Below are 25,859 nucleotides of genomic sequence, written 5' to 3' on the forward strand. Positions count from 1 at the left end.
ATCCCAGTTGGGTGGCGGGAAAGGCTACCGGTAGCAAAATCCGTCTATACGTCTTCGTGGTGGCATCGTGTGATGACGACCGTCGTCGAACTCGAGGTTCCGGCTGATCGGCTCGGGCTCGCAGAAACGTTCGACCGCGTTTCGGAGTTCGAGTTCCGGATCGGCGGACTGATCGGCGACGTCCCGCCACTGGTTCGCGTAACGGGACCGGATCGACGAACCGTCGAACGAGCGCTCGAGACAGATCCGTCGGTCGAGGTGGTCGCGAGCGTCGCCAGCCAGCGAGAGGAGCCGGACCACGAACAGTGGCTGTTCCGGCTCGACTTCCGCGAGACCGTCAAGCTCTTCCAGCAGATCATCTCGGAGAACGACGGCGCGATTCTGGCTGCTCGAGGTCGGGACGGTACGTGGTCGATCCAGTTGCTGTATCACGACCGGGAGTCGGCTTCGTCCTGTCACCAGCTGTTCGAGCAGTACGAGTTCGGGGTCGAGGTTACTCGTATCAGCGACCCCGAGGATCTCGAGCAGGAGCGAACGCCGCTGACGAAAACCCAGTACGAGACGATCGCGACGGCACACGAACTGGGATACTTCGACGTCCCTCGCCGGATCACCCTGGAAGAGCTCGCGGCCGAGCTGGACGTTTCCCACCAGGCGCTGTCGGAGCGGCTGCGTCGGAGTCACGCCGCGCTCATCAGCGCCGAGCTATCCGCTCGCCTGACGCCGATCGGGATCGATCCCTGACGCGTCCATCGGTTGGGCTGCCCATCTGTCCGGAATAAACTCGACTGTCGGAATAGAATAGAAGAAACAACCACTCTTACAGCTATTGGAGAAACATTCGACCACCTATTATCCCATATACTCGAAATTGCGCCAACAGATAGATTTATTGGTGGACGGAAACATACAGATAATGTCGGCGATACGCCGACCTCCCGACGCATCGTATCCAGACAACCCCTGTGAGTGCCGGTGGATCACTCGTGTTCAAACGGGTCACTGTAAGGCACTGACGGCGCAACCGCGATCGTCCAGTGGTTGCCGTCAATCATCTACAGTGACTCGTATCAGGCAGCGGTGCGATCATTCGTGGCTGTGTGGTCGCTTCGCTGCTGCTCCTTCCATCGCGTCCGACGTCGCCTCGACCCCCGTGGTACCGACTGGCGACGTCGACGTACTCTCCCCGAGTGCCTCGACGTGACTGAGGACGATCCCCCCTAACCCGAGCAACAGCACGACGTCGATGTACGTCGCCGCAATCTGTCCGACGAACATATCGACAAGCGCCAGGTTCTGTTCGGAGATCATCCCGACCGTCACTAGCCCGGCCCACCCGAGGACGGTCAGATACTTGAGTTTCGAAAAGAGGAGGACGCGGTTTGCCGTCGTCTTCCGTGCATTGCGGGTAAACGGCACGAACAGCAACGAGATCACCGCAAGGAGTGCCACGACGAGCGTTCCCGTTACGAGAAGTTCGGCCGTTCCCGCGACGATCCACGACACAAGCGTCGCCCACTGGACCCACAGGATGAGCGCGAGCAGCACTAGCGTATATCGCCGACCGGCGTCTGCGACGGATCCCAGCAGGTAAGCAAACGCCATCCAGGTCACGCTGTAACCCAGGAACCGTGCGATAGACTGCTCTCGCCCCGTCGTCTCGACCGTGAGGGCACCGCCTGCCATCAGGAGATAGGCGACGCTCATACTCGCAGTCCCGACTACCACCGCCCCACCGTAGCGGCGAACGGACGCCGGTAGCCGGGTCGTGTGGTACCCGAACACGACCGCCAGGATACCGAGCAAGCCGCTCGAGACGACGTAGATCACCGTCTCGGAGATCATCGTTTATCCCCCGTTCGTCCACTCGAGTGGTGTGTCCCCGTGATCGGCTGTCGGTCCATGATAACCATATACATAGAAAGAGTTCAGTTACATGTAATTACCGAAATTGAGAACAGTTTCCCGCTACTACACGAACGTCGTCGTGGGCGAGCGACGATCCCGGCGACCGTCAGTCGGCGCGGGAGAAGAAATCGCCACTGCCGTCCACGACTGCGTCCTCGAGCGCTCGATGGGCGTAGAACGCGACCGAGAAGTCCTGCGGGCTGGGAATCGAACAGGCGAGCCAGCCGATTATCGCCGCCGTCGCGATCGGTGAGTCAACGGGCCAGCCGACGGCTCCTATCGCAAGCGGCGGTGCCGCGAGGAGTGCGGGTGCCAGGGCAGCAATCCGGAGGGTCCAGGGCGGCTCTCGACCCGTCGGGATCGGTCGAACGGCGGCCCAGGGGCAACTCGCGAGTCGTGCGAGCACGCCGCCGCGACCGGGAAAGTACGAGACCTCGTACTCGATTCCGAAGAGCCGAAGGGAGAACGCGTGTGCCGATTCGTGAACGACCAGCCCCACCACTACCGTCCCCACCAGCACACAGCCAGCCAGCAGCAGTTCGAGTCCGAACATGTCTCGCGTTCGGGAGTCCCCAGCGACCGTTCGGCCGCTCGAGTCAACTCCCACGCACCTACTCTCAGGGACGGCGAGTGCATGTCCAGCAGGATTCACGTGTGAGGGCATTAAGTCCGATTGTGACACTGTACTGACTTTCAGTAACCCCTGTCGCTAACGGTTAAGTATTGTGGCCTGGTATGACGTACCATGGGCACGAGCGAACGACTCGAGTTCGGACACGCGGACCGACGACGAATCTACGAGTACGTCGAACGGCACGGAGCGGCCGAACCGGACGAGGTTCAGGAGCGACTCGGCATCGACCCGAGCGGTTTCCGTCACCACGTCGCGATCCTCAAGCGGGACGACCGCCTCGAGGAAGTCGACGGCCGACTGCGGGTAACCATCGACGCCGGCGCTGAAGAGGAGTACGTCTCGGAGGACCTCGAGTTCCACATCCGGCCGGCACGCCAGGAGGACCTCTCGGGGATCGTCGGCGCGATCCGGCAGGTCGCAGAGGAGAAGACCTACATCGTCGCCGAGAGCGTCGCCGACGAGGTCGACCACGAGGAGACCCTACTCCGGCACAACGAACTCGAATCCCGGATGTTCTTCGTCGCAACCGTCGAGAAGGAGGTGGTCGGCTGGGTCCACCTCTACGCGCCCGAACTCGACAAACTGAGTCACACGGCCGAACTTACCGTCGGCGTCATCGAGGAGTACCGCGGTCACGGGATCGGTTCCCACCTCCTCTCGCGCGGCCTCGAGTGGGCAGGATCGAACGGCTACGAAAAAGTGTACAACAGCGTCCCTTCGGCCAACGAGGAGGCGATCGAGTTCCTCGAGGCCCACGACTGGGAGACCGAGGCCATCCGGGAGGACCACTACAAGCTCAACGGTCACTACGTCGACGAGGTGATGATGGCCGTCGAACTCTGAGAGACCTCGGTCAGACGACGCCCGTCCAGAGCAACCCGGCCAGCACGACCAGCAGGAAGGCGACGATAGCACCCCGCGTGACCCACGGCTCCCACCGTTCCCGCCAGTTGTTGATCCGAACCGACGGCACCGTCTTCACCTGCTTGACGCCGTCTTCGGAGTGATACGTGAAGATCACCGGAAGCGAGTACTCCCCTGCCGGCGCGGTCTCTCGCGTGTTGATCTCGAAGATGTACGCCGGATTCTCGTTCGTACTCCCCTCGAGTGACTTGCCCTCGAGCGCGTAGTCCGCCGTGACCTCGCCGTCCTCGTCCGGAAAGACGACCGGGTGAACGTGTTCGGAACCCCCCAGTCCCGAACTGTTCCGCTCGACCGCCTCGTCGGTGGTCTCGGCCACGTCGGTGTTCGTATTCAGGTTCCGGCGCACGGTGCCGGGATTCATGACGTCGATCACCTCGTCGTGACCGTGGAAGATACTGAGTTCGTTCTCGTCCACCTCGTCGACTCCCGAGACGAAGATGCCGAGTTCGATCTCCTCGCCCGGATCGATGCTGCTCCGCTTGAGGAAGACGTCGAGTTCGTTCTCGCTGATCTGGCCCCTCCCCGAGACGAAGATACTGATCTCGATGCGTCCGTCCGTATCGATCGTCGAGCCCTCGAGAAACGGCTCGATCGAGTACTCACTCGAGCGTCCGGACGGTCTGCGTGACTTCCCACCCATAAACTGATTACTCGAGTATCGCACCGCCCCTAGTTCAGCGCTTTGGCCGAATCGTCCGTCCGAGTTTAGCGAACACCTCGAGTTATCCACAGTCGCTGCGACCACCACGAAAGCCCCTGCCCCTTTCATTCCCACCCGTGTCGGATGACCGGATAAGCCACCGCGAGTGGGAATGAAGGGGCTTTCGTGGTGGTCTTGTCCGCTCGTAGAGAGAAGACCCGTCCGAAGAATCGAAAGACAATTTGAGGCCACGGCGCTACGAGTTCCCATGCTTTCGATTGCGCTTGCCGGAAAACCGAACGCCGGCAAGTCCACGTTCTACACCGCGGCGACGATGGCCGAAGTCGACGTCGCGAACTACCCGTTCACGACGATCGATGCCAACCGCGGGGTCAGCTACGTCCGGACGGAATGTCCCTGCCTCGAGCGCGAGGAGCGCTGTAACGCCGACAACTGCGAGGACGGCAAACGCTACGTCCCGATCGAACTGCTCGACGTGGCAGGGCTCGTCCCGGGTGCCCACGAGGGGAAGGGCCTGGGCAATCAGTTCCTCGACGAACTCACGAACGCCGACGTGATCGTCAACGTCGTCGACGCCTCCGGCGGTACGAACGAGAAGGGCGAACCCGTCGATATCGGCGAACACGACCCGCTCGAGGACATCGACTTCGTCGAGGAGGAGATGGACCTCTGGCTGGCCGACATCGTCGAGCGCAACTGGGAGTCCGTCGAGCGCAAGTCCCGGTCGCCCGATTTCGACATCGACGACGCGCTCGCTGACATGCTCTCGGGCTTTGGCGCGTCGCCGACCCAGATCGCGACCGTCCTGCGGGAACTCGACTACCCCGAAGACCCGATCCAGTGGGAGGACGACCACCGCGAGGAACTCGCGGGTCTCGTCCGCGAGCGTACCAAACCGATCGTCGTCGCGGCGAACAAGATCGACGTCGCCCCCGAGGAGAACGTCGAGAAACTGCTCGAGCTCGACAAGCCCGTCATCCCAACTACTGCGGAGGGCGAACTCGCCCTGCGACGGGCGGCCGACAACGACCTGGTCGACTACGACCCCGGCGACGAGAACCTCGAGATCGGTGACGAGGTCAGCGACGCCCAGCGCGACGCACTCGAGGGCCTCGCGGCGACGATGGCCGAGTGGGACGGCACCGGCGTCCAGGGGGCCTTAGATTACGCCGTCTACGAACTGCTCGAGCACATCACCGCGTATCCCGTCGAGGATGCCTCGAAATGGTCCGACGGCAGCGGAAACGTCCTGCCCGACGCCCACCTGCTCCCCGAGGGATCGACGCCCGTCGACCTCGCCTACGCCGTCCACTCCGACATCGGCGACGGCTACCTCCACGCGGTCAACGCGAAAACGAGTCGGGAGATCGGGGAGGACTACGAACTCGAGGAGAGTGACGTGATCAAGATCGTGAGCACTAATTAGCAATAGCCCCACAAATCGAAGCTGCGTTTTAGTTGGGCGCGGCGATCAGCACAGGTGTTCCGGTGAACACCAGTTCAGGTAGAACTGCGATATCCGTCGATGAACATCAAGACTGTTAACGCCGCTATTGCGAGGAGGAGAACCGATCCATCTCCGTACCTGTGTCCGAACAGAGACCAGCCGAGAATTCCTACAGTAGCCGAAATCAAGCACATCGCAAATAGACGCTTATCAGACGGAGTATCCATGAAAGAACACATATGTTCTAACAAAATTATTGTTTCTAATTTTGTCAGTACGCATCTATAGTGACCGTGAGAATCAGACCGGTCAGAGGTGGATTATAAGTTGTGCACGCTGTGTGGACGCTTATCAGCGGGAGGAGTAGAGAAATGTATATCTCAACACGTGATCTTATACAAGACATGAGTTTCAGTCTTTCAGCCCCTGAAACGGCCTTCGAGTGGCAAGTCCTTGCCACGTCTCTGTTCGGTCTCTACTCGTTGATAGGGTATACAGCCACGGGAGACCTGCTGTATGCGATCTCGATAGGACTCTACGGAGGGATCGGTATGACTGTCGTACTAGCGATTAGTGTATTTTCGTGGCGTGGTATCCGAGATACCTTCATTCAGCAACAGTCATGACGAATATCGCTCAGTTCGCATGTATACGACCACGAAAGTCAGTCGAGGTACGAACTGACGAGCGACGTGAAGTCGAATCACATTTTCTTTCCAGGTCTTAGCTAGGTTCGGGTTGCCCTGTCGTATCACTCCAATGGTTGCGCGTAGTCGACCTGCTTCGGTCGAAAACCCGTCTCGCGGTAGAACCGGCGCGCGTCCTCGTTCTCCCACTCGCAGGAGACTTTGAGGTGGTCGCACCCTCGCTCGCGGGCCAGTTTCTCTACGCGCTCGAGGACTCTCGAGCCGTGACCCCGATTTCTATGTTCGTCGTCGATAGCGAAATTTACGACGCGGAGGTAGTGGGAGTGCTGCCGGGACGGATGGTGTCCCTCGCGGAGCGTCACGAAGCCGATAGTCTCTCCCTCGTGAACGACAAGATAGTCGGTGACGTCGTCGTCCTCGAGATGGGCGCGAAAGCCATCGTCGGCGACGTCGTCGACGTCCCCGTACGCGAGTTCGTTCAGGTCGTCGTACGCTTCCATCGATTTCGCGAGCGAATACCAGCGATCGACGAGCGCCTCGAGGTCGTCCCCGGTGGCTTCGACGAGGTCCATACGACGATTCTCCGATACTAACTCTTTAAATGAGTGGGTCCGCCCATCGTGTCTTCTGCTGCTGAACCGCGAGACAACATCTGGCCGACATTGCGAACGAAATGGAGCTACCTACCCGAACGACAACAACCCGCTCTCGGCTCTCGTTTCGCCACCCATGTCTTCGGTTACGTGGACGATCCCCGGCTGTGGTCCCTCGAGTCGGACGACGACCCGGTAGGAGACCATCTCCGCCAGGTCGTCACACTCGTCGCTCCCGTCGTGTTGACGAGCGAGTCGGATCCGGAGTTCGTCCGCGTCGGCGTCGTAGGTCGGCTCTGAGAGGTGCGCGTCGTAACAGGCGTTGCCGGTCGAGTACCGACCGGTCACGTGGATCTCGTCGCCCTCGAACCCGACCGCTGGATCGTCGTCGAAATCCTTCCCGACGTCGACGCTCGTCTCGAACTCGACGTCGACGATTTCGGTCGACCTGCGCTCGAGGCTGCCGAGACAGCCGGCGGCAGCCATCGAGAGGGCAGTTCCAGCGCCAGCGAGGACGGTTCGTCGGTGCATGGCTACTCGTGTTCGCCGAACGGTAAGTGTCTTCTCGAGAGCAGGAAAGTGGCCGAGTCACTCGGCTCCCCGACCGAAGGGAAGCCAGCGCGGGACGTCTTCACAGTACTGCTCGTACTCTTCGCCGTGTTTTTCGGCGAGGTGCGGTTCCTCGAAGCGGATCACGCGGTTGTGAAAGCCGATCCAGCAGCCGAGAGCCCACCAGAGCGGCGACAGCGATCGCTGGCGGAGGGCCTGGCCGACGATCACCAGGAGCACGCCGACGTACATCGGATTGCGCGTGTAGCTGTAGACTCCACTCGTGACGAGTTCGTCGGGTTCGTCGGTCGGCGAGGGCGTTCCGTTTCCCTCTCCGAACTGGACGGTCGTGTGCAGGTACAGGGCGATTCCCGAGAGCAACGACGCCGTCCCGAGCGGTCGCGCGACGTCGGACCCGATCGGAAGCCGTGGGTGCGGCCGCCACTTCGCAAGCAACTGCGGGATCGCCACCGCGAGCGTTCCCGGAACGAGAACCGTGAACAGCGCCGTTTTCAGGTAGACGCGCGTCGAAGTCATAGGTGGACTGTCAAACCGTGACGGGATAAAGGTAGCCGCGATCTGAAACGGCTGTTTCCGCTCTCGCGCTCCATAGCCAGCAGGCTATCGGGCTCGGTCGTCGTTCACGAGATGACCCGGTATCAGTTTGAGAAAGAGAAACGGGACGAACCACTCGAGTCCGTGCGGTGGTGAGACGAGATACAGCGCGACGATCAGTCCCGCCGAAAAGAGCACCATCGCGACCGGCCGCCGGAGCTCGTTGGGGGCCGCGAGTACCGTGACCGTACTCGCGATTAACACTCCGTAGACGAGGCCTGCTTCCAAGAGCGTGAACCCGCCGAACAGCAGAGCCAGCACGAACGGGTGGACGTGATAAGCGACGAACCGGACGTGATCGCCACGCGTTTGCGACGGACGGTGCCACCACCGGCGTCCCGACTCGGTCGTGTTGGCGACGATGCCGCCCGCGACGTCGAAAGCAATGAGGACGGCGACCAACTGCTGTAGCGCGTTCCACTCGAGCGGTACGAGGTGGACGTACAGAACCAGCCCGCTACAGAACAACACACTGTACCCGACTACCAGCCAGTTCTCCGCTCGAGTCGCGCCCGGTCCGACGAGTCGATCCCACGCACCGTGGAGACCCTCTCTTGGCGAGCGCGGAGAACCGTCTTTCTGCGCCATGACGAACGATTGGTGGCACGGATGATGAAAGGTACTCGAGACGAACGGCGAATCGGTGGGTCACACGAGCCGAACCAGCGGCTCGAACCACACCGCCGCGACCAGTACCGCGAGGAAGACGTACGACCCCCTGATTAGCAGCATCGTCGCGATGGTCGGCTCCGCCCTGCGTGCGACGCCGGCGACTGCAGCGAACGCGAGCGCCGCGAGGACGGCACTCGGCGGGAACACTCGAGCGACGGCGAACGCGACCACCACCAGCAGTGCCGTCACCATCAGCCCGTATGCGATGTCGTGGGCTCGAGCGGGCCCGACGACCACGGCGACGGTCCGTTTCTCGATCGATCTATCGTAGTCGTAGTCCTGCGCGTCGTCGATCACCTTGATACCCGATAGTAAGACCAGAAAGACCAGCGCGAACCCGACGGCGACGGCCGTGAGCGTCTCGGCCTGGACGTAGAAGCCGCCGAGAATCGAGAGTGCGATCCCGAGCGGGTAGCCCGTCGTCGCCGTTACAGGGTTGGTATCGAGCTGTGGCGCGTGGTGGTAGGCGATGAGCCAGGCCGGGACCGTGAGCGCGACTGCGACCGCGTCGACGAGCACGTAGAGCGCGAGACAACAGCCCACGAAAGCGGTCGTCGACGCCGCGAGGCCGAGTCGACATCCCCGTTCGGTCAGCGGGTGGTCGTCGTCTTCGCCGCGAACGTGGAAGTCGACGTAGCCGTCCTTGACGTGGGCCGTGTAGACCGCCGCGAACATCGCGAGGACGTGAACGGCCGCAACCGTCGGGACGACGTCTCGAGCGAGAATCGCACCGAACAGGGACGCGGCGAGCGGCGGCAGCATGAAGACGGGGTGGACCTGCGACCAGAACGCACCCGCAGTAGCCCGGACGCCCCTCCCACGTCGCGAGAGAGCCATGACTCGAGAGACAACGAACTGACGTATAATTCCGGGGGTGGGCAGTGCCCCATCGATGATGGGGTCGCTGCGGAGCCCCACCTACTCCCAGTCGATCTCGCACTCGAGCGTCTCTCGATCGACCGTCGCCTCCTCGTACTCCCCCCGGACGATCGAGAACCGGTGCTGGTCGGTCACGTCGCCGTTCGGCCGCGGCGAGTGCTGTCGCAACAGCCCCTCGTGGCGGCCGCCGTATTGCTCGATGCACTTCTCGATCGATCGACGCGAGGGCTCGTTATCTGCGGCACAGGTCGTGTAGTAGGCCTCGAGGTCGTACACCTCGAACGTCAGTTCGACGAAGATCGAGGCTCGCTCGAGGGCGTACTCCCGTCCCCAGTACTCCTTTGCGAGTACGATGTCGGTGGTCGCACGCTTCGTCTCCCACTCCGTTTTGTAGGCGCTGGTGCCGACGATCGGCCGCGTCTCGTCGTTCGTCCGTAACAGGTAGCGAACACCCTCACGGTCGGCGTATATCTCTTCGGCCCTGTCGACGAATCGTTCGACCTGATCGAGTCGTCGAAGCCGAAACCACGGCATGTGGTCGGTTGCCTCGCCCTGCCAGTCGTCTCGCGTCACGAACTCGTAGAACTCGAAGGGATCGACGGTATCGTGGCACAGTCGCTCGAGGACGAGGCGATCGGTCTCGATTCGCTCGGGGTACAGGTTCCCTCCCATAGCGAGTATCCGTTGAATACGTAGGGTACAAGCCCTGACGATACCGTACATAACCACCGGAAGACTGAAAGGTATTTGACGCGTAGTATGGATCGAGATTCTGGCTGTGGTCGAACTGAGTAGTCACCGATAGGTCGATTCCCCGGCGCCTGTTGGGACTCTCACCTTGAGTATCGAAACTGCGCGCCGATTCGCTCGAGTGAAACGACAATTCCTCGTCGTGTCCCGTGGTATCTGTGCAGCGGTTGCACGACCAGCAGTGGCTGGCGAATCGTCACTGAATGCCTATCTACGTCTCCTGAACGTACGTCGTTAGTAAGAGTGCCCATGGCTACCAAAGCGCCGATCGACGACCCCGAATACGAAACGCTCGCTCGACACGTCCACGGCGAGGTGCTCCGCCCCGGAGACGACGGCTACGAGGACGCCCGATCGATCTGGAACGCGATGATCGATCGGAAACCGGCGGTCATCGTCCGGCCGACCGGGACGGCCGACGTGGTGACCGGGGTGGAATTCGCCTACGACCGCGACCTTCCGCTGTCGGTCAAGGGTGGCGGCCACAACGTCGCCGGGAACGCCATCTGCGACGACGGTCTCACGCTCGATCTGTCCTCGATGTCGTCGGTTCGGGTCGATCCCACGACCGAGACCGCCCGCGTGGGGCCCGGTGCGACGATGGCCGACCTCGATCACGAGACGCAGGCGTTCGGCCTGGCTACGCCCGGCGGTGTCATCTCGACGACCGGCGTCGCAGGGATCACGCTCGGCGGCGGAATCGGCTGGCTCAGCCGGAAGTACGGCCTCTCGATCGACAACCTCCGGTCGGTCGAGGTCGTCACCGCGGACGGGGAGGTCGTCACTGCGAGCGAAGACGAGAACCCGGACCTCTTCTGGGCGATTCGCGGCGGGAGCGGCAACTTCGGGATCGTCACGTCGTTCGAGTTCGACCTCCACGAGGTCGGCCCCGAGGTGCTGTTCGGACCGATCGTCTACCCCTACGATGACGCGTCCGACTTACTCGCCCGCTACGAAGAGTTCGCGCGAGACGCGCCACGGGAGTGTGCTGTCTGGGCGAACAGCGTCGCCGCTCCGCCGCTCCCGTTCATTCCCGAGGACGTTCACGGTACCACGGTTCTCGTCCTGATGGGGTTCTACGCCGGCGATCTCGACGAAGGCGAGGCGGTGCTCGAACCGCTCCGCGAGTTCGGCGATCCCATCGCCGACGCCGTCGGACCGATGCGCTATACGGAGGCCCAGAGCCTCATGGATGACCTGTACGCCGAAGGAGCCAGAAATTACTGGAAAGCGTCCAACTTCACGGCGCTCGGCGAGGAGACGATCGATACAATCGTCGAGTACGCCGAACGAGCCCCGACTCCGGAATCCGAAATACTCGTCCACCAGGTCGGCGGAGCCGTCAACGACGTCGAACCGGGCGCGACCGCGTACCCGCATCGGAACACGGAGTACATCGCCACCGTCGCCGCCCGCTGGGAAGACCCGGCGAACGACGACGAGTGCATCGCGTGGGTCCGCGAGTGTCACGACGCACTCGCTGCCGGCGCGACGGGCGGGACCTACGTCAACTTCGAGGGCGACAGCGAAGGGAGCGAACGGAACGCGTACGGCGAGAACTACGACCGCCTCGGCGAGACGAAAACCGCGTACGACCCGGAGAACGTCTTCCGGCAAAACCAGAACGTGAAGCCAGCGGAGTGAGAAGACGCTCGAGCCACCTACCGCTCGAGGTAGGCGATCCCGTCCGGATGCAGTTCCGTCTCGTACCGCTCGGTTTCGGTCCAGGTCTCACAGTCGATCACCGAGACGTCGTTCGTCTTGTTGTTCGCGACGAACGCACGGTCGCCGTCGGGGTCGAAGACGGTGCCGCCGGGCCAGATACCGACTGGAATCCGGGCAATCTCCCACGGCCGCTGCTCGCCGTCGCGGACGTGTTCGGTGTCGATCAGGGAGACGTCGTTCGACTTCCGGTTCGGCACGAGGACGTGTCGGCCGTCGGGCGAACTCACGACGCGGATCGGCGTCTCGCCGAGCAACGCGCGGTTCGTCTGCTCTAACGTCTCGGGGTCGAGCACGGAGAGCATGCCGTCTTCCTGGTTGGCGACGAGCAGTCCCGCCTCGGGGTGGACTTCGATCCCTTCGGGTTCCTCGCCGACCATCGGATCAGCCACGATCCGACGCTCCTCGCAGTCGATCGCGGTCACGTTCTCGCTGCCGATGTTGGCGACGAACGCTCGCTCTTCGTCCGGGGTGAGCGCGACCATGTGGGACTTGTCCTGGTGGGTCGGGAAGTGATCGAGGATCTCGTCGGTCTCTACGTCGATCACGTAGATGCGGCTGCTGTAGGTCGAGGCGAGCCACAGTTCGCCCGCGCTCTCGCGGATCGCCAGCCCGTGGGGGAAGTCGAACTCCTCGTGTTCGATCTCGGCGGTTCGCTCCCACGTCTCCGTATCGTAGGCCAGCAGCGTATCGCCGAGCGAGCAGGTGACGTAGACCTTCTCGCCGTCCGGCGTCACCGTGATCTCGTGGGGGTTGAACTCGGTCTCGACGACCGTCTCCGTCTCCCCCGTGTCGGCGTCGATCACCGACATCGTGTCCGAATCCTTGTTGAGGACGAGCAGTCGATCGCTCATGTGCAGTTCATCCCAGTGGAACCACCTAAGCGCTGCAAAACCGGAAAAGGAGTCGGCAAACGGATCGCCGGACACACAGATTGATGTGTCAGCGAAGACCACGATAGGGCATGACGTATACCGGTGCGGATCTCGTCACCGACGCGCTCGAGACCTACGGCGTCGACTACGTCTTCGGCAACCCGGGGACGACGGAGTTGCCAGTGCTGAACGCGATGAGCGACAGCGACCTCGAGTACGTCCTCGGACTTCACGAGGACATCGCGGTCGGGATGGCTGCAGGCTACGCCCAGACCCGTCGCTATCACTCTCACGACGACGAGTCGATCACGCCAGTCGGCGTCGCCAACCTCCACATCGCGCCGGGGATGGCCCACGGCCTCGGAAATCTCTACGCCGCGAAGATGGTCGGCGCGCCGCTCGTCGTCACCGCCGGCAACCACAGCACCGACTTCCGCCACGAGGAACCGATTCTCTCGGGCGACCTGGTGGAGATGACCGACCAGTTCTGCAAGTGGTCCGACGAGGTACTCGATGTCGAGGCGCTCCCAACGATGCTCCGGCGGGCGTTCCGAACTGCGCTGACGCCACCGACTGGCCCCGTCTTCCTCGGGCTTCCACTCGACGTCATGCTCGCCGAGACCGACGCCGAACCCGAACGGCTCGGTCCGATTCCGACCGCAGGAAGAGGTGATCCGGCCCAAATCGAGCACGCTGCAGACCTGCTCGCCGAAGCCGACAACCCCGTGCTGGTCGTCGGCGATCACGTCGCGCGCTCGAGCGAGGACGGCGTCGGCGCGGCGGTCGACCTCGCCGAAGCCAGCGGCGCACGCGTCCACGGCGAGATCCTGGCCTGCGAGGTCGACTTCCCGACTGCCCACGACCAGTGGGTCTCCTACATTCCGCCGGACGAAGAGCTCGCGTCGACGCTCATGGACGCCGACACGATCGTCTTTGCCGGCTGTTCGACGAACACGACGTTGACGCGTCACGAGGGAACGCTCGTCGATTCGGAGACGACCTGCATCCACGTCGGCGACGACGACTGGCAGATCGGCAAGAACCAGCCTGCAGACGCGGCCGTCGTCGGCGATCCGGGGCTCGTCCTGCGGGACCTCGCCGAGCGCGTCAGTGATCGCGTTTCCGACGAAACCGTCGCCGAGCGACTCGAGTACGTCGACGCGGTCAAACAGATGGTCGACGCCCAGGTGTCGGCCATGGGCGAGGACGAGGCACCCGACGACCCTCGCGCCTCGAAAGCGGAACTCGTCGACGCGATGGAACGGGTCGCCGGCGACGCGTACATCGTCGACGAGGGCGTCACCTCGAAGTACGCCATGCTGACCCGGTGGGACCTCGAGGCCCAGCAGTACATCTCGAACAAGGGTGGCGGGCTGGGGTACGGACTCTCGGCTGCCGTCGGCGCGGCACTCGCGGAATCCGGACGCGACGACCCCCGAGACGTCGTCGGCTTCATCGGCGACGGCTCGTACCTCTACTACCCCCACGCCATCTACAGTGCAGCGCGGTACGATCTCGACCTGACGGTCGTCGTCTCGGACAACCGCAACTACCGCATCCTGAAGGACAACACCCTGAAACTGCTCGGCGGCGAGGAAGCCGACTACGAGTTCGTCGGCATGGACTTCGACCCCGCCATCGACCTCGTCCAAAACGCCGAGAGCCACGGTGCCCGCGCACAACTGGTCGAGACCCCCGACGAGATCGAACCCGCACTCGAGGACGCCCTCGACCGCGACGGCCCCGACGTACTCGACGTGTTAGTTCACGACTGACTCGAGTCTCAGGCCCGGGAGTGCTTGCATAGGTGGGCCGAGTCGATATGCCTCGAGCCATCCGAACTCCGATAATGAGCACGTCCGACTCCTCGCGGTCAGTCCAGTGCCGGCAGTGTCGAACCGAAAACGAGATTTTCTACACGTACTGTCGAAACTGTCTCGAGACGTTGCCCTCGAGTCCGTCGTGATGACGAACACGAGTAGCGACGAATTCAGTCGAGCCGAAGTGAATGCTGAGGAAGTGGTTCCGGAATTGGATTACTTCTCACAGAAACCGTGAGAGACGAATACCGCTATTAATCTTCGGGATCTACAACTTCGAAGTCGTTAATCGTTGCTGTGGCTTCCGCTTGTTCACTCACTGGACCACCATCATCTTCGACACCTTCACCGATGTATGCAACGACATTTACGTTAGCACTCTCCTCGTCACCCTCCCATTGGACAGTTACTCCTGTCCCAGTAGCGTTCAGTATTCCATCTTCTGGTTCGAGAATTAGGTCAGTGGTATCATTTTCTATGACCGACCCATTACTTGGATGAACAAGTGCAACTCCATCGGCGTTTCCGAGTGACGTTACTGATACTTCCACTTCAGTTTCGTCGGCATCGTCAATACTGACACCTGCTTGCGGATCTTCCTGAATGTCATCTCCAACCCCGAGCACGAACGTTGCGATTACCGCAGCGAGGATCACGGTAATCGCGACCATCAGAATAACCCCGATCACGGGCGATACTGCTCTGTTCTCCTCCGTTCCGAACGCGTCGTGAAGTCGTTGTCCGATCATTGTTGGTCACGCACCCGTCGGCCAGCGAGAAGGGGCCGCCAGCGCATCCGCTAACGGCGGGAAACCACCACGTGTCTTCCCGATCACCCTCCTGACTGCCGATTCGATGCGGTCAGGCGTTTGAACTGTTACCGTATATAATTACTCCTTACAGGAGGCCCTTGAATAAACAATGGGCGGGCGTTAGAATATCGTCTGGTGGTCAATGGAACGTGGACCCGGTACAGTTCCCTCTTGAAAACCTCGACTCCCGGTTGTAAGTACCTGTACGGTCGAGTGATTTTTCTATCGGCGATCATGACAATTCACTATGGGGAACGAACGGGGGCTGGTGACCGAACGCGAACTCGCACGGACGTACGACAGCCAGTCCTACAGCGACGCCTACACCGCCGTCGAGGACTACCGACGTGTCACCCAGTACGCGAGCGAACACCCCGACGAGCGATCGACGGCCATCTCGTCTGCCCTGACCCTTCCTCGAGGGCGCGTCAGGCCGTGGCTCGAGGGCTCGAAACCCGATCCCGTCCGCGCTATCGACACCGCACGCGAGTACGGCTGGCTCGAGTGTACCGACGACGACCCCGAGTTCAGGGGATTGAACGTCCTCGTCGCGAACGTCTTCTCCGGCGGATCCATCGACGCGCGGTTCTACCAGCCCTCGTTCTCGATCGACGGAGAGGGAAACGACCGCGTGTTCGATGCGCTCGAGCGCGCCGGCGTCGACTACAGAGTGGTCGACGGCCGGTCCGGGCGTACCGACGAGGTCCGACCAGCGGACGACGCGAGCATTTTGGGGCGTGTGCTGGCCGTCCTCGGGGCGCCGACCGGTCCGAAAGCCGACCAGCATCTCACCTTGCCGGCCTATCTCGAGGGCGCACCCGACGAGATTCGCGAGGCGTTCGCCGACGCGTATCTCGAGAATCGGGCGATCGGTCACGAGGACAAGGACACGCTTCACCTCCAGGAGCGGCGCAACCGCGGGTACCTGGCGGATTTGGCCGATCTTCTCGACGACGTCGCGGACGGCGGCGTGGCGCTTCGCGAGCAGCACATCGTGATCACGGCCGACGCGTCGCGGCGGCTGGATGCTGTGCAGTAGGGCCCGAACCGGCAAGCGACGGCGTCACTCCGACGTCTCGGAGAGTCCTTCGACGGCTTCCACGAGCCTCGAGAGAAGGTAGATGTGAAAGACGAGTATCACGCCGACGAGTATCATTGCGATAGTCCGAACGGACAGTCCCATGAGAACGAGCGGAAAGCACGCTACGACCGCGAGGACGAAGAGGAGCACCAGGGTCGTAAAGGGGTTTCCGGAGGCTCGAGTATCTCCCATACGTTCGTGTAGCTCATTCGTCACAAAAACGTGCTGATTCGGCAGACAGATAATTCAATGTGGCTGTGCCCACTCTCGATGGCATAACACCGGTAATACAGCGGTGTATTCCCGTTCGTCGAACAACATGGTCACTTCGATCTTCGTCGGAATCAGTTCGACGAGGTACTCGAACCCGATAGCAGGCTCGTCGTGCTTTTCACCAGTTTGGGTATACAGCGTGGTATGAGAGACGACAATCGACGATTCGCCTTCTCTGTCGAAATCGGATTCGTCTACGTCTTTGTTCGAAACTTCACTCAGGCCGGGGCCCCCAATTCCCACATCAATCATCGAACCGACGTCTTCGTCCTCGAGTAACGAAATGACGTGCGATTCAGCGGCAGAGAGCGCCTGACGCGTTCCCCACTCGTCGAACGAGAGTTCCCTCGTTTCGCCGCGACTATCCTGGATTCGAACCGTCTCTTCTGCCTCGATGTACTCGTATTCTCGGTCCGGTTTAGCTTCGATCGCTATCGGTTCCGCCTCACCAATTTTGTGGATAGTCTCGAAATCGGGATCAGGAGTTTCGAATTCTTCGTCGGTCTTCGGCGGTTCACGGCCGTCTTCGTCGTCGCTATCGCTGTCGCGACCATCGATGCCGTTGTCAGGACTGTCGCCAGCGTCACCTGAACTCTCGTTGTGGCCGTCGCTAACGTCGTCATCACTTCCTTCAGTATCACTGGTCAGACAACCTGCGACCCCTGCTGTCCCGACTGTTCCGAGGAGCGTCCGCCGATACATGATAGTCAGGATACACGACTCGAGTAAATGTTTTCTGCTGATTGCTCGTCACTGCAATTTCAGGAGTATGATCTAAGACGGCAGTCTCGAGTTCAGCTACTGTCTATCTCATCCAGAAAACCTGGTACACAATCTTCGTTTAGAGAGCCACTGATCTCCCTCAGGCGTCGCGAACCCGCTCCCCCTCCACGGTCTCGGGAAAGATCTTCCCCGGATTGAGCGTATCCGTCGGATCGAGCGCCCGCTTGATCGCTCGCATCGCTTCGACCGCGCCGGTGCCGTGTTCGTCCTCGAGATACCCTCGCTTCCCCTGTCCGATCCCGTGTTCACCCGTGACGGTGCCGCCGTACTCGAGTGCGCGCTCGAGCAACAGACTGTAGACTTCTTCCCCGCGTTCGACCTCCTCGGGGTCGTCCATATCGACGAGAACGCTGTAGTGAAGGTTCCCGTCTCCGGCGTGACCGAAACAGGGGACTGGAAGGTCGTATTCGTCGGCGAGGGCTTTCGCCTCGCGGACCATCGCCGGGTACTCGCTGATCGGGACGGTGACGTCGCCGGGATGTAAGGGCTCGAGGTCGGGATCGTAACTCTGGATGGCGTAGGCGAGTTCGCGGCGGGCCCGCCAGAGCCGATCCATCTCGGCGTCGTCGCCGCTCATCTCGAAGCGGGCGACGCCGTGGTCCTCGAAGATCGACTCGCAGAGGGCTATCTCCTCCTCGACACCGTGGTTCGCGTGGAACTCGAGGAAGACCATCGGTGCGTCCGGCAGGTCGGTGCCCAGGTACTCGTTCGCTGCCCGTGCGCTCAGGCCGTCGACGAGTTCGATCCGGGCGACGTCGAGGTCCGTCCGGATGGCGTCGAAGACCGCGTCGGAGGCGTCCTCGAGGGTGTCGAAGATCGCTCGCCCGCCGCGGATCTGCTGGGGTCGGCCGGCCAGTTCCAGGGTCGCTTCGGTGACGACCGCCAGCGTCCCCTCGCTGCCGACGACGAGGTCGGTCAGGTTGTAGCCGCTCGAGGTCTTCTTCGCTCGCGAACCTGTCTGGACGACGGTGCCGTCGGCGAGGACGGCCTCGAGGCCGAGCACCCAGTCGGCGACCTCGCCGTAGCGGACGGTCTTCATGCCGCTGGCGTCGGTGGCGATCATCCCGCCGACGGTCGAGATGTCACCGGAGGAGGGCAGCGGCGGAAAGAAGAGGCCGTCGCCGCCGACGTAGTCGTCGACGTCTGCACCGAGCACTCCCGGCTCCACGTCGATCTGGAAGTCGTCGGGACGGTAGTCGACCACGGCGTCCATCCGGGTGAGATCGAGGCTGATTCCGCCGTGGGCCGGAACCGCGTGGCCCTCGAGCGCCGTCCCCGCAGCGTAGGGCGTGACGGGTACGTCGTGTTCGGTCGCGGCGGCCAGCACCGCCGAGACGTCGTCGGTCGACGCCGGCCAGACGACCGCGTCGGGAACGACGCCCTCGCCTTTCTGCTGTGCACCCCAGTCCGCAGCGTGGCTCTCCCGTCTCCCCTCCGCGAACGAGAACTGGTCGTCCGCGAGGGGAAGCTCCTCGAGGAACGAGCAGTCGTGCGTCATATGTTTACATTGGGGACGGACGGCATCAAGCTTTCCAACGGGTCGAGGTGAGTCGGCGAAACCGTGACGTGGGTACCAGCCGAACTCGCGTTCGTGACCGCCGACGAGTCCGTACGCGACCACGTCTCCGCGCTCGCCACCCATCTCGAGAAAACCGCCGAGTTCCCGCTCGAGCGAACGACGAGCCGATACCTCGGCGAGGCCGAGGCGGTCGCACGCGACGCCGCGACGGCCGACCTCGAACGGGACGTCGTTCGCACTCGAGTCGAGACGGTTCAGGAGTTGCTCGGCGAACTCGAGCCCATCGAACACGACGAGGGTCGCAGCCACGTCGAGGCAGCGAGACACCACTGCGAGGCGGTTCTCGAGGAACGACCGTAGCGAGCGACATCGACCGCCGCGAAAATGGAGCGGTTTCTACAATTTTATGTGGGTAGCTATCGGTGTGGTGGGTAATGGCACGACGAGCGATGCGAGGACTGATCCGGAGGGAGAGAGCGTGAACGCGGAACTGGACCTGTTGATTCGATTGTCCGACTACGACCGACCCCAGGACGTCGCCGAGCGCGCTGTCGAGGCCGAAGAGTTGGGATTCGATCGCATCACGACCGGCGAGACGACGGGCTGGAACATCGTCCCGCCGCTGACGCTGGCCGCCGACCGCACCGAAGAACTCGGCATCTCGAACGACGTCATCTCGCCGTTCGGTCGGTCGCCCGCGATGCTCGCCCAGACCGCAATGACGCTTCAGGACGCCTCAGACGGACGATTCCGTCTCGGCCTCGGCCCGAGTTCGCCTGCCATTACCGAACGCTGGCACGGCCAGGAGTTCGATCGCCCGCTCCGACGCACACGGGAGACGATCGAGATCATCCGGTCGGTCTACGAGAACGGGAACCCCGCCTACGACGGTGAAATATTCGAGATCGCCGGCCTGAACTACGAGCGCGACGTTCCCGACTCCCCGCCGCCGATCGACCTCGGGACGCTCGGCCCCAAGGCCACCGAGATGGCCGGTCGCTTCGGCGATGGCTGGGCACCCCAGATGTTCACGAAAGACGGCCTCGAGGACAGACTCGAGGACCTGAAACGCGGGGCCGAACTCGGCGGGAAGGAAATCTCGGATCTGCGCGTCGCGCCGATCGTTCGCGGTATCGCGAGCGAGGACCGCGAAACGGCCCGCCAGAAGGCCCGTGGGACGATCGCGTTCATGCTCGGCGCCTACGGCCCCTATTACGGTAACTCGGTCGCCGAACAGGGGTATCCGGACGTCGTCGAGGAGATCAGGGCCGCGTGGGACGACCGCGACACGGACGCCATGGCCGCTGCGCTCCCCGACGAACTGCTCGACGAACTGTCGCCCGCCGGAACCCCCGACGAGGTCCGCGAGTGGGTCGCGGAGTACGCCGCGATCGACGGCGTCGACGCCGTCCGCGTCGGCTTCGTCGACCAGATGACCGAGGAGGAGAAACGGACGACGATGGAAGCGGTCGTCGACGCGGCGTAGTCGCGTCGTGGCTCGAGGCCGCTCTCGTCGAGCATCCCAGAGAAGATACGAATATTGATACGTCTCCGGCCGAACGGCGACGACATGGACGTCTTCTTCAGCGGTTCCATTCGCGGCGGTCGATCGGACGCCGATCTCTATCGGGAGTTGATCGACCTGCTCGCAGAGCACGGCACGGTCCTCACCGAGCACATTGGGGACGAGAACGTCGAGCAGAAGGAAGCGAAGGAAGGGCTGACCGACGGCGACATCCACGACCAGGACGTCGCCTGGCTCCGGCAGGCCGACGTCGTGGTCGCCGAGGTGACCACGCCCAGCCTCGGCGTCGGTTACGAACTCGGCCGAGCGGTCGCCTGGGAAAAACCCGTCTGCTGTCTCTACCGACCCGGTACGGAACACGACCTGTCCGCGATGGTCCGTGGCAACGACGCTGTCGAACTCCTCGAGTACGAGACCGTTGCGGGCGTCGAATCCGACCTCGAGGCGTTCCTCCAGCGTCACCGCTAATATCGGCGGTAACTGAGTATCACAGTCTCTAAACCCCTGTAGGGACGACTCCAGGCTGGATGGATTTCGTCGAACGATACCAGACGCTTTTCGTTCTCGGCGCTATCGTCGGCGGACTTGCCGTCGGGCAGGTTCCCGGCGTCTCCCCGGTGGCCGATCGGCTGATTCTCCCGTTCTTGATGGTGATGCTGTTCGCCGCGTTCACCGGCATTCCGTTCTCCCGGCTCCGTCGGGCGTTCGGCAACCGCCGCGTCGTGGGCTCGAGTCTCCTCGTCAATTTTATCTGGAGCCCGCTGCTGGCCGTGGGGCTCGGTGCGATCTTCCTTCGAGATCACCCTGCTCTGTGGGTCGGGCTCATCATGCTGATGGTGACGCCGTGTACGGACTGGTACCTCGTCTTCACCGACGTCGCGGACGGCGACGTGGCGCTGGCTACCTCGATCCTCCCGTACAATCTCGTCCTCCAGCTGGTACTGCTGCCGTTCTACCTGTACGTATTTGCCGGAGAACTGGTCGCGCTACCGCTGGAACTGCTGCTCGAGAGCGTCGTGCTCGTGCTCGTCGTCCCGCTCGTGTTGGGTGGGCTTGTTCGCCGTGGGATCACTCGACGAAAGGGCGAAACGTGGTTCTCCCAGCAGTTCCTTCCGAAGCTGAGTCCGCTCCAAATCGTCTTTCTGAGCCTCGCTATCGGAGCGATGTTCGCCTCACAGGGCGAGGTGATCCTCGAGAATCCTGGACTGCTGGCGCTGCTTGCCGTCCCCGTGGTCGTCTTTTACGCGATCAATCTCGTCGTCGGCTTCGGCGTCGGACGGCTGTTGTCGTTTTCCTACCGTGAGATGGTCTGTTTCAACAACACGATCCTCTCGCGGAACTCCCCGACCGCCCTCGCGATCGCCGTCGTCGCATTTCCACACGAGCCGCTGATTCCGCTGGCACTGGTGATCGGGCCCCTGCTGGAGCTTCCGCTGCTGGGGATCATCGCACAGGTACACGTCGCGATCAGGGATCGAGAGCTGTGGCCGCTCGAACTCCCTGCCCGGTTCTCGAGGTCGAGATAGCCCGGCTGTCAGGGCTCGATGACGAGTTTCCCGAAGAAACTGTCCTCCATGACGGCACGCTGGGCCTCGGCTGCCTCCTCTAAGTCGTAGCTGCGTGCGACGTCGATCGAGAGTTTGTCGGTTCCCATGAGGTGGGCGACGCCCCGAAGCGGAAGCCGCAGGTCCGGCGTGTTGAACATGCTCATGAACTGGTAGGAGACGTCCTTCGAGCGGGCAGCGCCGTCGTTCGTAAACGCCGGGTCCGGACTGTTCTCGCCGATGCCGACGACGCGACAGCCGGTCGCGGCGACGTCCGCGTCGAACTGGAGGTAGTCGTCCAGTCGGTGGTCCAGAATCGCGTCCACGCCGCCGTCGCTGGCCTCGAGGACGGCCTCGGCGAGGTCCTCCCGTCCGTAGTCGAGGACGGTCTCGGCGCCGTACCCCTCGAGTGCGTCGTGGTACTCTTCGGCGGCGGTCGTAATCGGCCGGGCGCTGACGGCCTCGGCGATCTGGACGGCTGCGTGGCCGACGCCGCCGGAACCGCCGTGGACCAGACAGTACTCGGCGGGTTCTAAGTCGGCGTGGTCGATCAGTGCGCGCCAGGCGGTGACGGCGACGACGCCGGCGCCGCCGGCTTCGGTGAGGTCGGCGCCATCGGGGAGGTGGACGACACGGTCGGTCGGGATCGTCGCGTACTCGGCGTAGGCACCCTGTGCGGAGGCGTTCCCGATGCCGGTGCCGTAGACACGGTCGCCCTCCTCGAATCCCTCGACGGCGTCACCGACTTCGGCCACGACGCCCGAAACGTCGACGCCGGGCGTGAACGGCACGCCGACGGGCTCGTAGGAGCCATCCCGGAAGTAGGTGTCGACGGGGTTGACTCCCGCAGCGGCTACCTCGACGAGCAGTTCGTCCTCGTCGGGCGACGGTCGATCGACGTCTTCGACGGACAGTACTTCCTCGTCGCCGTGTTCGTGCAGGCGGACAGCCCTCATCGTGTCGAACGATCGGATCGAAGCAGTATAAGCGTACGTGAACGCGGCACCGGTAACCGCTACTATCGGACTGCAGCGGTCGCGTCGTCGATGAGTTCGAGCGCCTCCTTCAGGTCCTCCATCGCGGTCGCGTACGAGATGCGGGCGTACCCCTCGCCGTTCTCGCCGAACGCGCCGCCGGGGACGACGATCACGTCGCGCTCGAGCACCTCGTCACACCAGCCCTCCGGCACCTTCGGCATGACGTAGAACGCGCCCTCGGGTGTGGGCACCTCGAGGCCGGCGTCCTCGAGACCGTCGAGCACGACGTCGCGCCGGTCCTCGAAGGCGTCGACCATCTCCTCGACGGGGTCCTGCGGGCCGGTGAGTGCGGCTTCGGCGGCGAACTGGGCTGGCGCGGAGGCACAGGCCTGGGCGTACTGGTGGACCCGCAGCATGCGTTCGATCCGGCGGTTCGAGCCGATCACCCAGCCGAGTCGCCAGCCGGTCATCGAGTAGGTCTTCGAGCAGGCGCTGACGACGACGACGTTGTCAGTCTCGGCGAACTCCATCGGCGAGCGATGAACGCCGTCGAAGACGATCTTCTCGTAGACCTCGTCGGAGAGACAGAGCACGTCGTGTTCGTCGGCGATACGGGCGAACTCGCGCATGTCTTCCTCGCTCTGGACGGCTCCGGTAGGGTTCGCTGGACTGTTGACGACGAAGACGGCGGTGTCGTCAGTGATGGCCTCCTCGACAGTAGCCGGGTCGAGGGTGAGATCGTCCCGCAGGGGGACCGGTTTCGGCGTCCCACCCGCGATATTCGTCAGTGCGTCGTAGGAGACGAATCCCGGATCGGGAAAGATTACCTCCTCACCGGGGTCGACGTGGGCCTCGAGGACCAGATGCAGTGCCTCGCTGCCGCCGGAGGTCGCAATGACGTTCCCGGGATCGATCTCGAGGCCGTAGTCTCGGTCGTACTTCGCGGCGATGGCCTCCCGGAGCTGGGGCGTCCCCTTGTTGGAGGTGTAGGCGTCCGTGTGTCCGGCCTCGATTGCCTCGACAGCGCCACGTCGGGCGTGAGCCGGCGTCGGGAAGTCGGGCTGGCCGATTCCGAGGTTGATGGCGTCTTCGCTGGCTGCTTCGAACACTTCGCGGATACCGCTGATCGACACCTGCTCGACGCGATGGGCGAACTCGGTCATGCCTGAATTGGCGGGGTCGATCCCGATAACTCTTGATGTGTTTGTCAGTCTCGAGCGATCGGACTGACCGTCGACGGTGACTGTCTTGACATCGAGACTGAAGGTGGCGAAACTAATATACAGCCGGTAACGCAGGAGTGAGGTGATGAAGATCTCTCGTCGATCGCTACTCGCTGCGGGGGCAACTGGAACCGTCGCGTCGACTGCAGGCTGTCTCGACTTCGTTCTCGGAGATGGACCTCTCGAGTTTACCGCCGCCCGCGTCGCGCCGACCGACGCGGCGCTCGAGGAAACCGGCTACGAGGAAGACGGCGTCGAGGAACAGTCGTTCGAGGAGACGGTCGACGTCGGCGTCGAGCGCGAGGTCGAGGCATCGCTGTGGGCGTCGATCTACACCAAAGAGCGGGAACTGGCCGGCCAATCCCACGAGGCGGGCGTCTTCGCCGCCGTCTCGGTTCCCGGAATGGAGGTCGCAGGGTACTCGGTCAACCCGCTCGAGGAGATGTCGAGCAACGAGTTACTCGAGGAGTTCCTGAACGAAGTTGAGGTCGGCGACAGGGAAATCGGGAACCTCGCGTACGAAGAGTCAGTCGATCTCTCGATCCTCGGCGAGAGTCGCGAGGTCGAGCAGTTCTCGGGGGAGACCGAGTACGCCGGACAGGACGTCGACGTCGAGATTGCACTCACGTCGTTCAATCACGAGGGGGACTTGCTCGTGTTGCTCGGTAGCTATCCGGAGGAGTTCTCCGACGAAGCGGAGAACGTCGAAGCACTGCTCGAGTCCGTCGAACATCCCGTCTGACCGGGAAAAGGACGACTGCACGATAGCGGGCCTACTCCGGCGTCTCGACGATGCGTGTCTGGCCCGTCCGCGGATCGATGTGGACACGCCAGGTACTTTCGGCGCTCGTCGCGGGCACGATCCACGTCGACCGCGTCCGCTGGGGCATCGACGTCACTACCGAGTCACAGCCAGCGTCGTCCAGCACGTCGTAGGCCGTAACCGCAGCCTCCTCTTTGGTCGTGATTGCGGATCCGTCGCCGGTCGTGGTGAGTGGGTCGGTCATGGTGGTCACCCTCTGGTCGTACGTATGTGTCTCTCACTCATGAACCGGGGATTCGGTTCCCGGCGAGTGAGAACGGCCTGAACGGGTACAGCCGTCGTACGGCCCGTCAGCCGTGTTTGAACGTCATGCCAGCGCCGCGTTCGGGGTACGTCCACACGACGTTGTCGTACTCGCAGGCGAACCGACAGCTCGAGCACTCGAGACAGTTCTCGTAGGCGATGTGGGGAACGCCGTCCTCTCCCTCGCGCCAGACGTTCGCCGGACAGACGCGTACGCAGTCGTTGGTTTCACACTGCATGCAGACGTCCTCGACTTTCACGTCGAGGTGCGAGTCGCCGGGGTCGTCGTACTTGACAGTGTACAGGCGGTCCTCCATCGAGTCGTTGTCGATCGTCGGTGTCTTGGGTTGTGCGCTCATC

The 25,859-nt window shown here is 62.7% G+C and carries 30 protein-coding genes; 12 read left to right on the forward strand and 18 right to left on the reverse strand.

Annotated features, from left to right (window positions below; all coding sequences use genetic code 11):
• Positions 1 to 72 precede the first annotated feature (72 nt).
• Positions 73 to 744, forward strand: a complete 672-nt coding sequence (locus BLR35_RS06745; protein WP_090379176.1) for a helix-turn-helix domain-containing protein — start codon at positions 73 to 75, stop codon at positions 742 to 744.
• 342 nt (positions 745 to 1,086) lie between these two features.
• Here the strand turns inward: BLR35_RS06745 and BLR35_RS06750 are convergent, their stop codons facing one another.
• Together BLR35_RS06750 and BLR35_RS06755 are read right to left on the reverse strand one after the other, a co-directional pair.
• A complete protein-coding gene (locus tag BLR35_RS06750) occupies positions 1,087 to 1,845 on the reverse strand; it encodes a bacteriorhodopsin (protein WP_090379179.1) in 759 nt (252 codons plus the stop codon).
• Between the two features lie 169 nt (positions 1,846 to 2,014).
• Positions 2,015 to 2,461 carry a hypothetical protein gene (locus BLR35_RS06755; protein WP_090379182.1) on the reverse strand — a complete coding sequence of 149 codons (447 nt, stop codon included), beginning with the start codon at positions 2,459 to 2,461 and terminating at the stop codon, positions 2,015 to 2,017.
• A 192-nt stretch (positions 2,462 to 2,653) separates the two neighbouring features.
• Here BLR35_RS06755 and BLR35_RS06760 point away from each other — a divergent pair, with 192 nt between their 5' ends.
• On the forward strand, positions 2,654 to 3,385 hold the full coding sequence (locus BLR35_RS06760) for a GNAT family N-acetyltransferase (protein ID WP_090379185.1): 732 nt from the start codon (positions 2,654 to 2,656) through the stop codon (positions 3,383 to 3,385).
• A gap of 10 nt (positions 3,386 to 3,395) precedes the next feature.
• Here the strand turns inward: BLR35_RS06760 and BLR35_RS06765 are convergent, their stop codons facing one another.
• Positions 3,396 to 4,106, reverse strand: a complete 711-nt coding sequence (locus BLR35_RS06765; RefSeq protein ID WP_090379188.1) for a DUF8164 family protein — start codon at positions 4,104 to 4,106, stop codon at positions 3,396 to 3,398.
• Between the two features lie 268 nt (positions 4,107 to 4,374).
• Here BLR35_RS06765 and BLR35_RS06770 point away from each other — a divergent pair, with 268 nt between their 5' ends.
• Positions 4,375 to 5,553: a redox-regulated ATPase YchF gene (locus tag BLR35_RS06770; protein WP_090379191.1), complete on the forward strand. Its 1,179-nt coding sequence runs from the start codon at positions 4,375 to 4,377 to the stop codon at positions 5,551 to 5,553.
• A gap of 772 nt (positions 5,554 to 6,325) precedes the next feature.
• On the opposite strand, the gene BLR35_RS06780 is transcribed toward BLR35_RS06770, so the two are convergent.
• The 6 genes from BLR35_RS06780 to BLR35_RS06805 all read right to left on the reverse strand — a co-directional run bounded on the left by BLR35_RS06780 (position 6,326) and on the right by BLR35_RS06805 (position 10,201).
• Positions 6,326 to 6,793, reverse strand: coding sequence for a GNAT family N-acetyltransferase (locus BLR35_RS06780; RefSeq protein WP_090379198.1), 468 nt, complete (start codon positions 6,791 to 6,793; stop codon positions 6,326 to 6,328).
• Between the two features lie 111 nt (positions 6,794 to 6,904).
• Positions 6,905 to 7,345 (reverse strand): hypothetical protein, encoded by a 441-nt coding sequence (locus BLR35_RS20880; RefSeq protein WP_211704965.1) that lies wholly within the window; start codon positions 7,343 to 7,345, stop codon positions 6,905 to 6,907.
• Positions 7,346 to 7,402: 57 nt separating this feature from the next.
• Positions 7,403 to 7,900 carry a methyltransferase family protein gene (locus BLR35_RS06790; protein WP_090379201.1) on the reverse strand — a complete coding sequence of 166 codons (498 nt, stop codon included), beginning with the start codon at positions 7,898 to 7,900 and terminating at the stop codon, positions 7,403 to 7,405.
• An 84-nt stretch (positions 7,901 to 7,984) separates the two neighbouring features.
• A complete protein-coding gene (locus BLR35_RS06795; protein WP_090379204.1) occupies positions 7,985 to 8,566 on the reverse strand; it encodes a hypothetical protein in 582 nt (193 codons plus the stop codon).
• A 60-nt stretch (positions 8,567 to 8,626) separates the two neighbouring features.
• Positions 8,627 to 9,487, reverse strand: a complete 861-nt coding sequence (locus BLR35_RS06800; RefSeq protein WP_090379209.1) for a UbiA family prenyltransferase — start codon at positions 9,485 to 9,487, stop codon at positions 8,627 to 8,629.
• Between the two features lie 81 nt (positions 9,488 to 9,568).
• On the reverse strand, positions 9,569 to 10,201 hold the full coding sequence (locus BLR35_RS06805; RefSeq protein WP_090379212.1) for a GNAT family N-acetyltransferase: 633 nt from the start codon (positions 10,199 to 10,201) through the stop codon (positions 9,569 to 9,571).
• A gap of 327 nt (positions 10,202 to 10,528) precedes the next feature.
• Between BLR35_RS06805 and BLR35_RS06810 the strand changes: the two genes are divergently transcribed.
• A complete protein-coding gene (locus BLR35_RS06810; RefSeq protein ID WP_090379215.1) occupies positions 10,529 to 11,923 on the forward strand; it encodes an FAD-binding oxidoreductase in 1,395 nt (464 codons plus the stop codon).
• A 17-nt stretch (positions 11,924 to 11,940) separates the two neighbouring features.
• Here BLR35_RS06810 and BLR35_RS06815 read toward each other — a convergent pair whose 3' ends face one another.
• Entirely contained in the window at positions 11,941 to 12,855 is a 915-nt protein-coding gene (locus tag BLR35_RS06815; protein WP_090379218.1) for a YncE family protein, read from the reverse strand.
• Between the two features lie 110 nt (positions 12,856 to 12,965).
• On the opposite strand from BLR35_RS06815, the gene BLR35_RS06820 reads away from it, so the two are divergent.
• Positions 12,966 to 14,651, forward strand: a complete 1,686-nt coding sequence (locus BLR35_RS06820) for a thiamine pyrophosphate-binding protein (protein ID WP_090379221.1) — start codon at positions 12,966 to 12,968, stop codon at positions 14,649 to 14,651.
• 74 nt (positions 14,652 to 14,725) lie between these two features.
• The gene (locus tag BLR35_RS21265; RefSeq protein ID WP_449289330.1) at positions 14,726 to 14,842 is read left to right on the forward strand and encodes a DUF7577 domain-containing protein; all 117 of its coding nucleotides are present in this window, start codon (positions 14,726 to 14,728) and stop codon (positions 14,840 to 14,842) included.
• A 108-nt stretch (positions 14,843 to 14,950) separates the two neighbouring features.
• Here BLR35_RS21265 and BLR35_RS06825 read toward each other — a convergent pair whose 3' ends face one another.
• On the reverse strand, positions 14,951 to 15,445 hold the full coding sequence (locus BLR35_RS06825) for a type IV pilin domain-containing protein (RefSeq protein WP_090379227.1): 495 nt from the start codon (positions 15,443 to 15,445) through the stop codon (positions 14,951 to 14,953).
• Positions 15,446 to 15,755: 310 nt separating this feature from the next.
• On the opposite strand from BLR35_RS06825, the gene BLR35_RS06830 reads away from it, so the two are divergent.
• Positions 15,756 to 16,547: a hypothetical protein gene (locus tag BLR35_RS06830; protein ID WP_090379230.1), complete on the forward strand. Its 792-nt coding sequence runs from the start codon at positions 15,756 to 15,758 to the stop codon at positions 16,545 to 16,547.
• 24 nt (positions 16,548 to 16,571) lie between these two features.
• Here BLR35_RS06830 and BLR35_RS06835 read toward each other — a convergent pair whose 3' ends face one another.
• The 3 genes from BLR35_RS06835 to BLR35_RS06845 form a co-directional block, all read right to left on the reverse strand.
• Positions 16,572 to 16,781 (reverse strand): hypothetical protein, encoded by a 210-nt coding sequence (locus BLR35_RS06835; protein ID WP_090379233.1) that lies wholly within the window; start codon positions 16,779 to 16,781, stop codon positions 16,572 to 16,574.
• A 54-nt stretch (positions 16,782 to 16,835) separates the two neighbouring features.
• Entirely contained in the window at positions 16,836 to 17,564 is a 729-nt protein-coding gene (locus BLR35_RS06840; protein WP_090379236.1) for a hypothetical protein, read from the reverse strand.
• A 160-nt stretch (positions 17,565 to 17,724) separates the two neighbouring features.
• Positions 17,725 to 19,143, reverse strand: a complete 1,419-nt coding sequence (locus BLR35_RS06845) for an FAD-binding oxidoreductase (protein WP_090379238.1) — start codon at positions 19,141 to 19,143, stop codon at positions 17,725 to 17,727.
• Between the two features lie 63 nt (positions 19,144 to 19,206).
• Here BLR35_RS06845 and BLR35_RS06850 point away from each other — a divergent pair, with 63 nt between their 5' ends.
• The 4 genes from BLR35_RS06850 (at position 19,207) to BLR35_RS06865 (ending at position 22,215) form a co-directional block, all read left to right on the forward strand.
• Positions 19,207 to 19,524 carry a DUF8152 family protein gene (locus BLR35_RS06850; protein WP_244510196.1) on the forward strand — a complete coding sequence of 106 codons (318 nt, stop codon included), beginning with the start codon at positions 19,207 to 19,209 and terminating at the stop codon, positions 19,522 to 19,524.
• 118 nt (positions 19,525 to 19,642) lie between these two features.
• Positions 19,643 to 20,650 (forward strand): TIGR04024 family LLM class F420-dependent oxidoreductase, encoded by a 1,008-nt coding sequence (locus tag BLR35_RS06855; protein ID WP_090379240.1) that lies wholly within the window; start codon positions 19,643 to 19,645, stop codon positions 20,648 to 20,650.
• Between the two features lie 84 nt (positions 20,651 to 20,734).
• Positions 20,735 to 21,157, forward strand: coding sequence for a nucleoside 2-deoxyribosyltransferase (locus BLR35_RS06860; protein ID WP_090379243.1), 423 nt, complete (start codon positions 20,735 to 20,737; stop codon positions 21,155 to 21,157).
• A gap of 59 nt (positions 21,158 to 21,216) precedes the next feature.
• A complete protein-coding gene (locus BLR35_RS06865) occupies positions 21,217 to 22,215 on the forward strand; it encodes an arsenic resistance protein (protein WP_090379246.1) in 999 nt (332 codons plus the stop codon).
• Positions 22,216 to 22,223: 8 nt separating this feature from the next.
• Here the strand turns inward: BLR35_RS06865 and BLR35_RS06870 are convergent, their stop codons facing one another.
• Both BLR35_RS06870 and BLR35_RS06875 read right to left on the reverse strand, forming a co-directional pair.
• Complete coding sequence (locus tag BLR35_RS06870) at positions 22,224 to 23,189, reverse strand: NADPH:quinone reductase (protein WP_090379249.1); 966 nt, start codon at positions 23,187 to 23,189, stop codon at positions 22,224 to 22,226.
• A gap of 62 nt (positions 23,190 to 23,251) precedes the next feature.
• The gene (locus tag BLR35_RS06875; protein WP_090379252.1) at positions 23,252 to 24,373 is read right to left on the reverse strand and encodes a pyridoxal phosphate-dependent aminotransferase; all 1,122 of its coding nucleotides are present in this window, start codon (positions 24,371 to 24,373) and stop codon (positions 23,252 to 23,254) included.
• 145 nt (positions 24,374 to 24,518) lie between these two features.
• Between BLR35_RS06875 and BLR35_RS06880 the strand changes: the two genes are divergently transcribed.
• On the forward strand, positions 24,519 to 25,175 hold the full coding sequence (locus tag BLR35_RS06880; RefSeq protein WP_090379256.1) for a DUF6517 family protein: 657 nt from the start codon (positions 24,519 to 24,521) through the stop codon (positions 25,173 to 25,175).
• 31 nt (positions 25,176 to 25,206) lie between these two features.
• On the opposite strand, the gene BLR35_RS06885 is transcribed toward BLR35_RS06880, so the two are convergent.
• Both BLR35_RS06885 and BLR35_RS06890 read right to left on the reverse strand, forming a co-directional pair.
• Positions 25,207 to 25,440: a hypothetical protein gene (locus tag BLR35_RS06885; protein WP_090379259.1), complete on the reverse strand. Its 234-nt coding sequence runs from the start codon at positions 25,438 to 25,440 to the stop codon at positions 25,207 to 25,209.
• Between the two features lie 106 nt (positions 25,441 to 25,546).
• Positions 25,547 to 25,858 (reverse strand): ferredoxin family protein, encoded by a 312-nt coding sequence (locus BLR35_RS06890; protein ID WP_090379262.1) that lies wholly within the window; start codon positions 25,856 to 25,858, stop codon positions 25,547 to 25,549.
• Position 25,859 lies beyond the last annotated feature (1 nt).

Source organism: Natronobacterium texcoconense, assembly GCF_900104065.1.
In the GTDB taxonomy this organism is placed as follows: domain Archaea; phylum Halobacteriota; class Halobacteria; order Halobacteriales; family Natrialbaceae; genus Natronobacterium; species Natronobacterium texcoconense.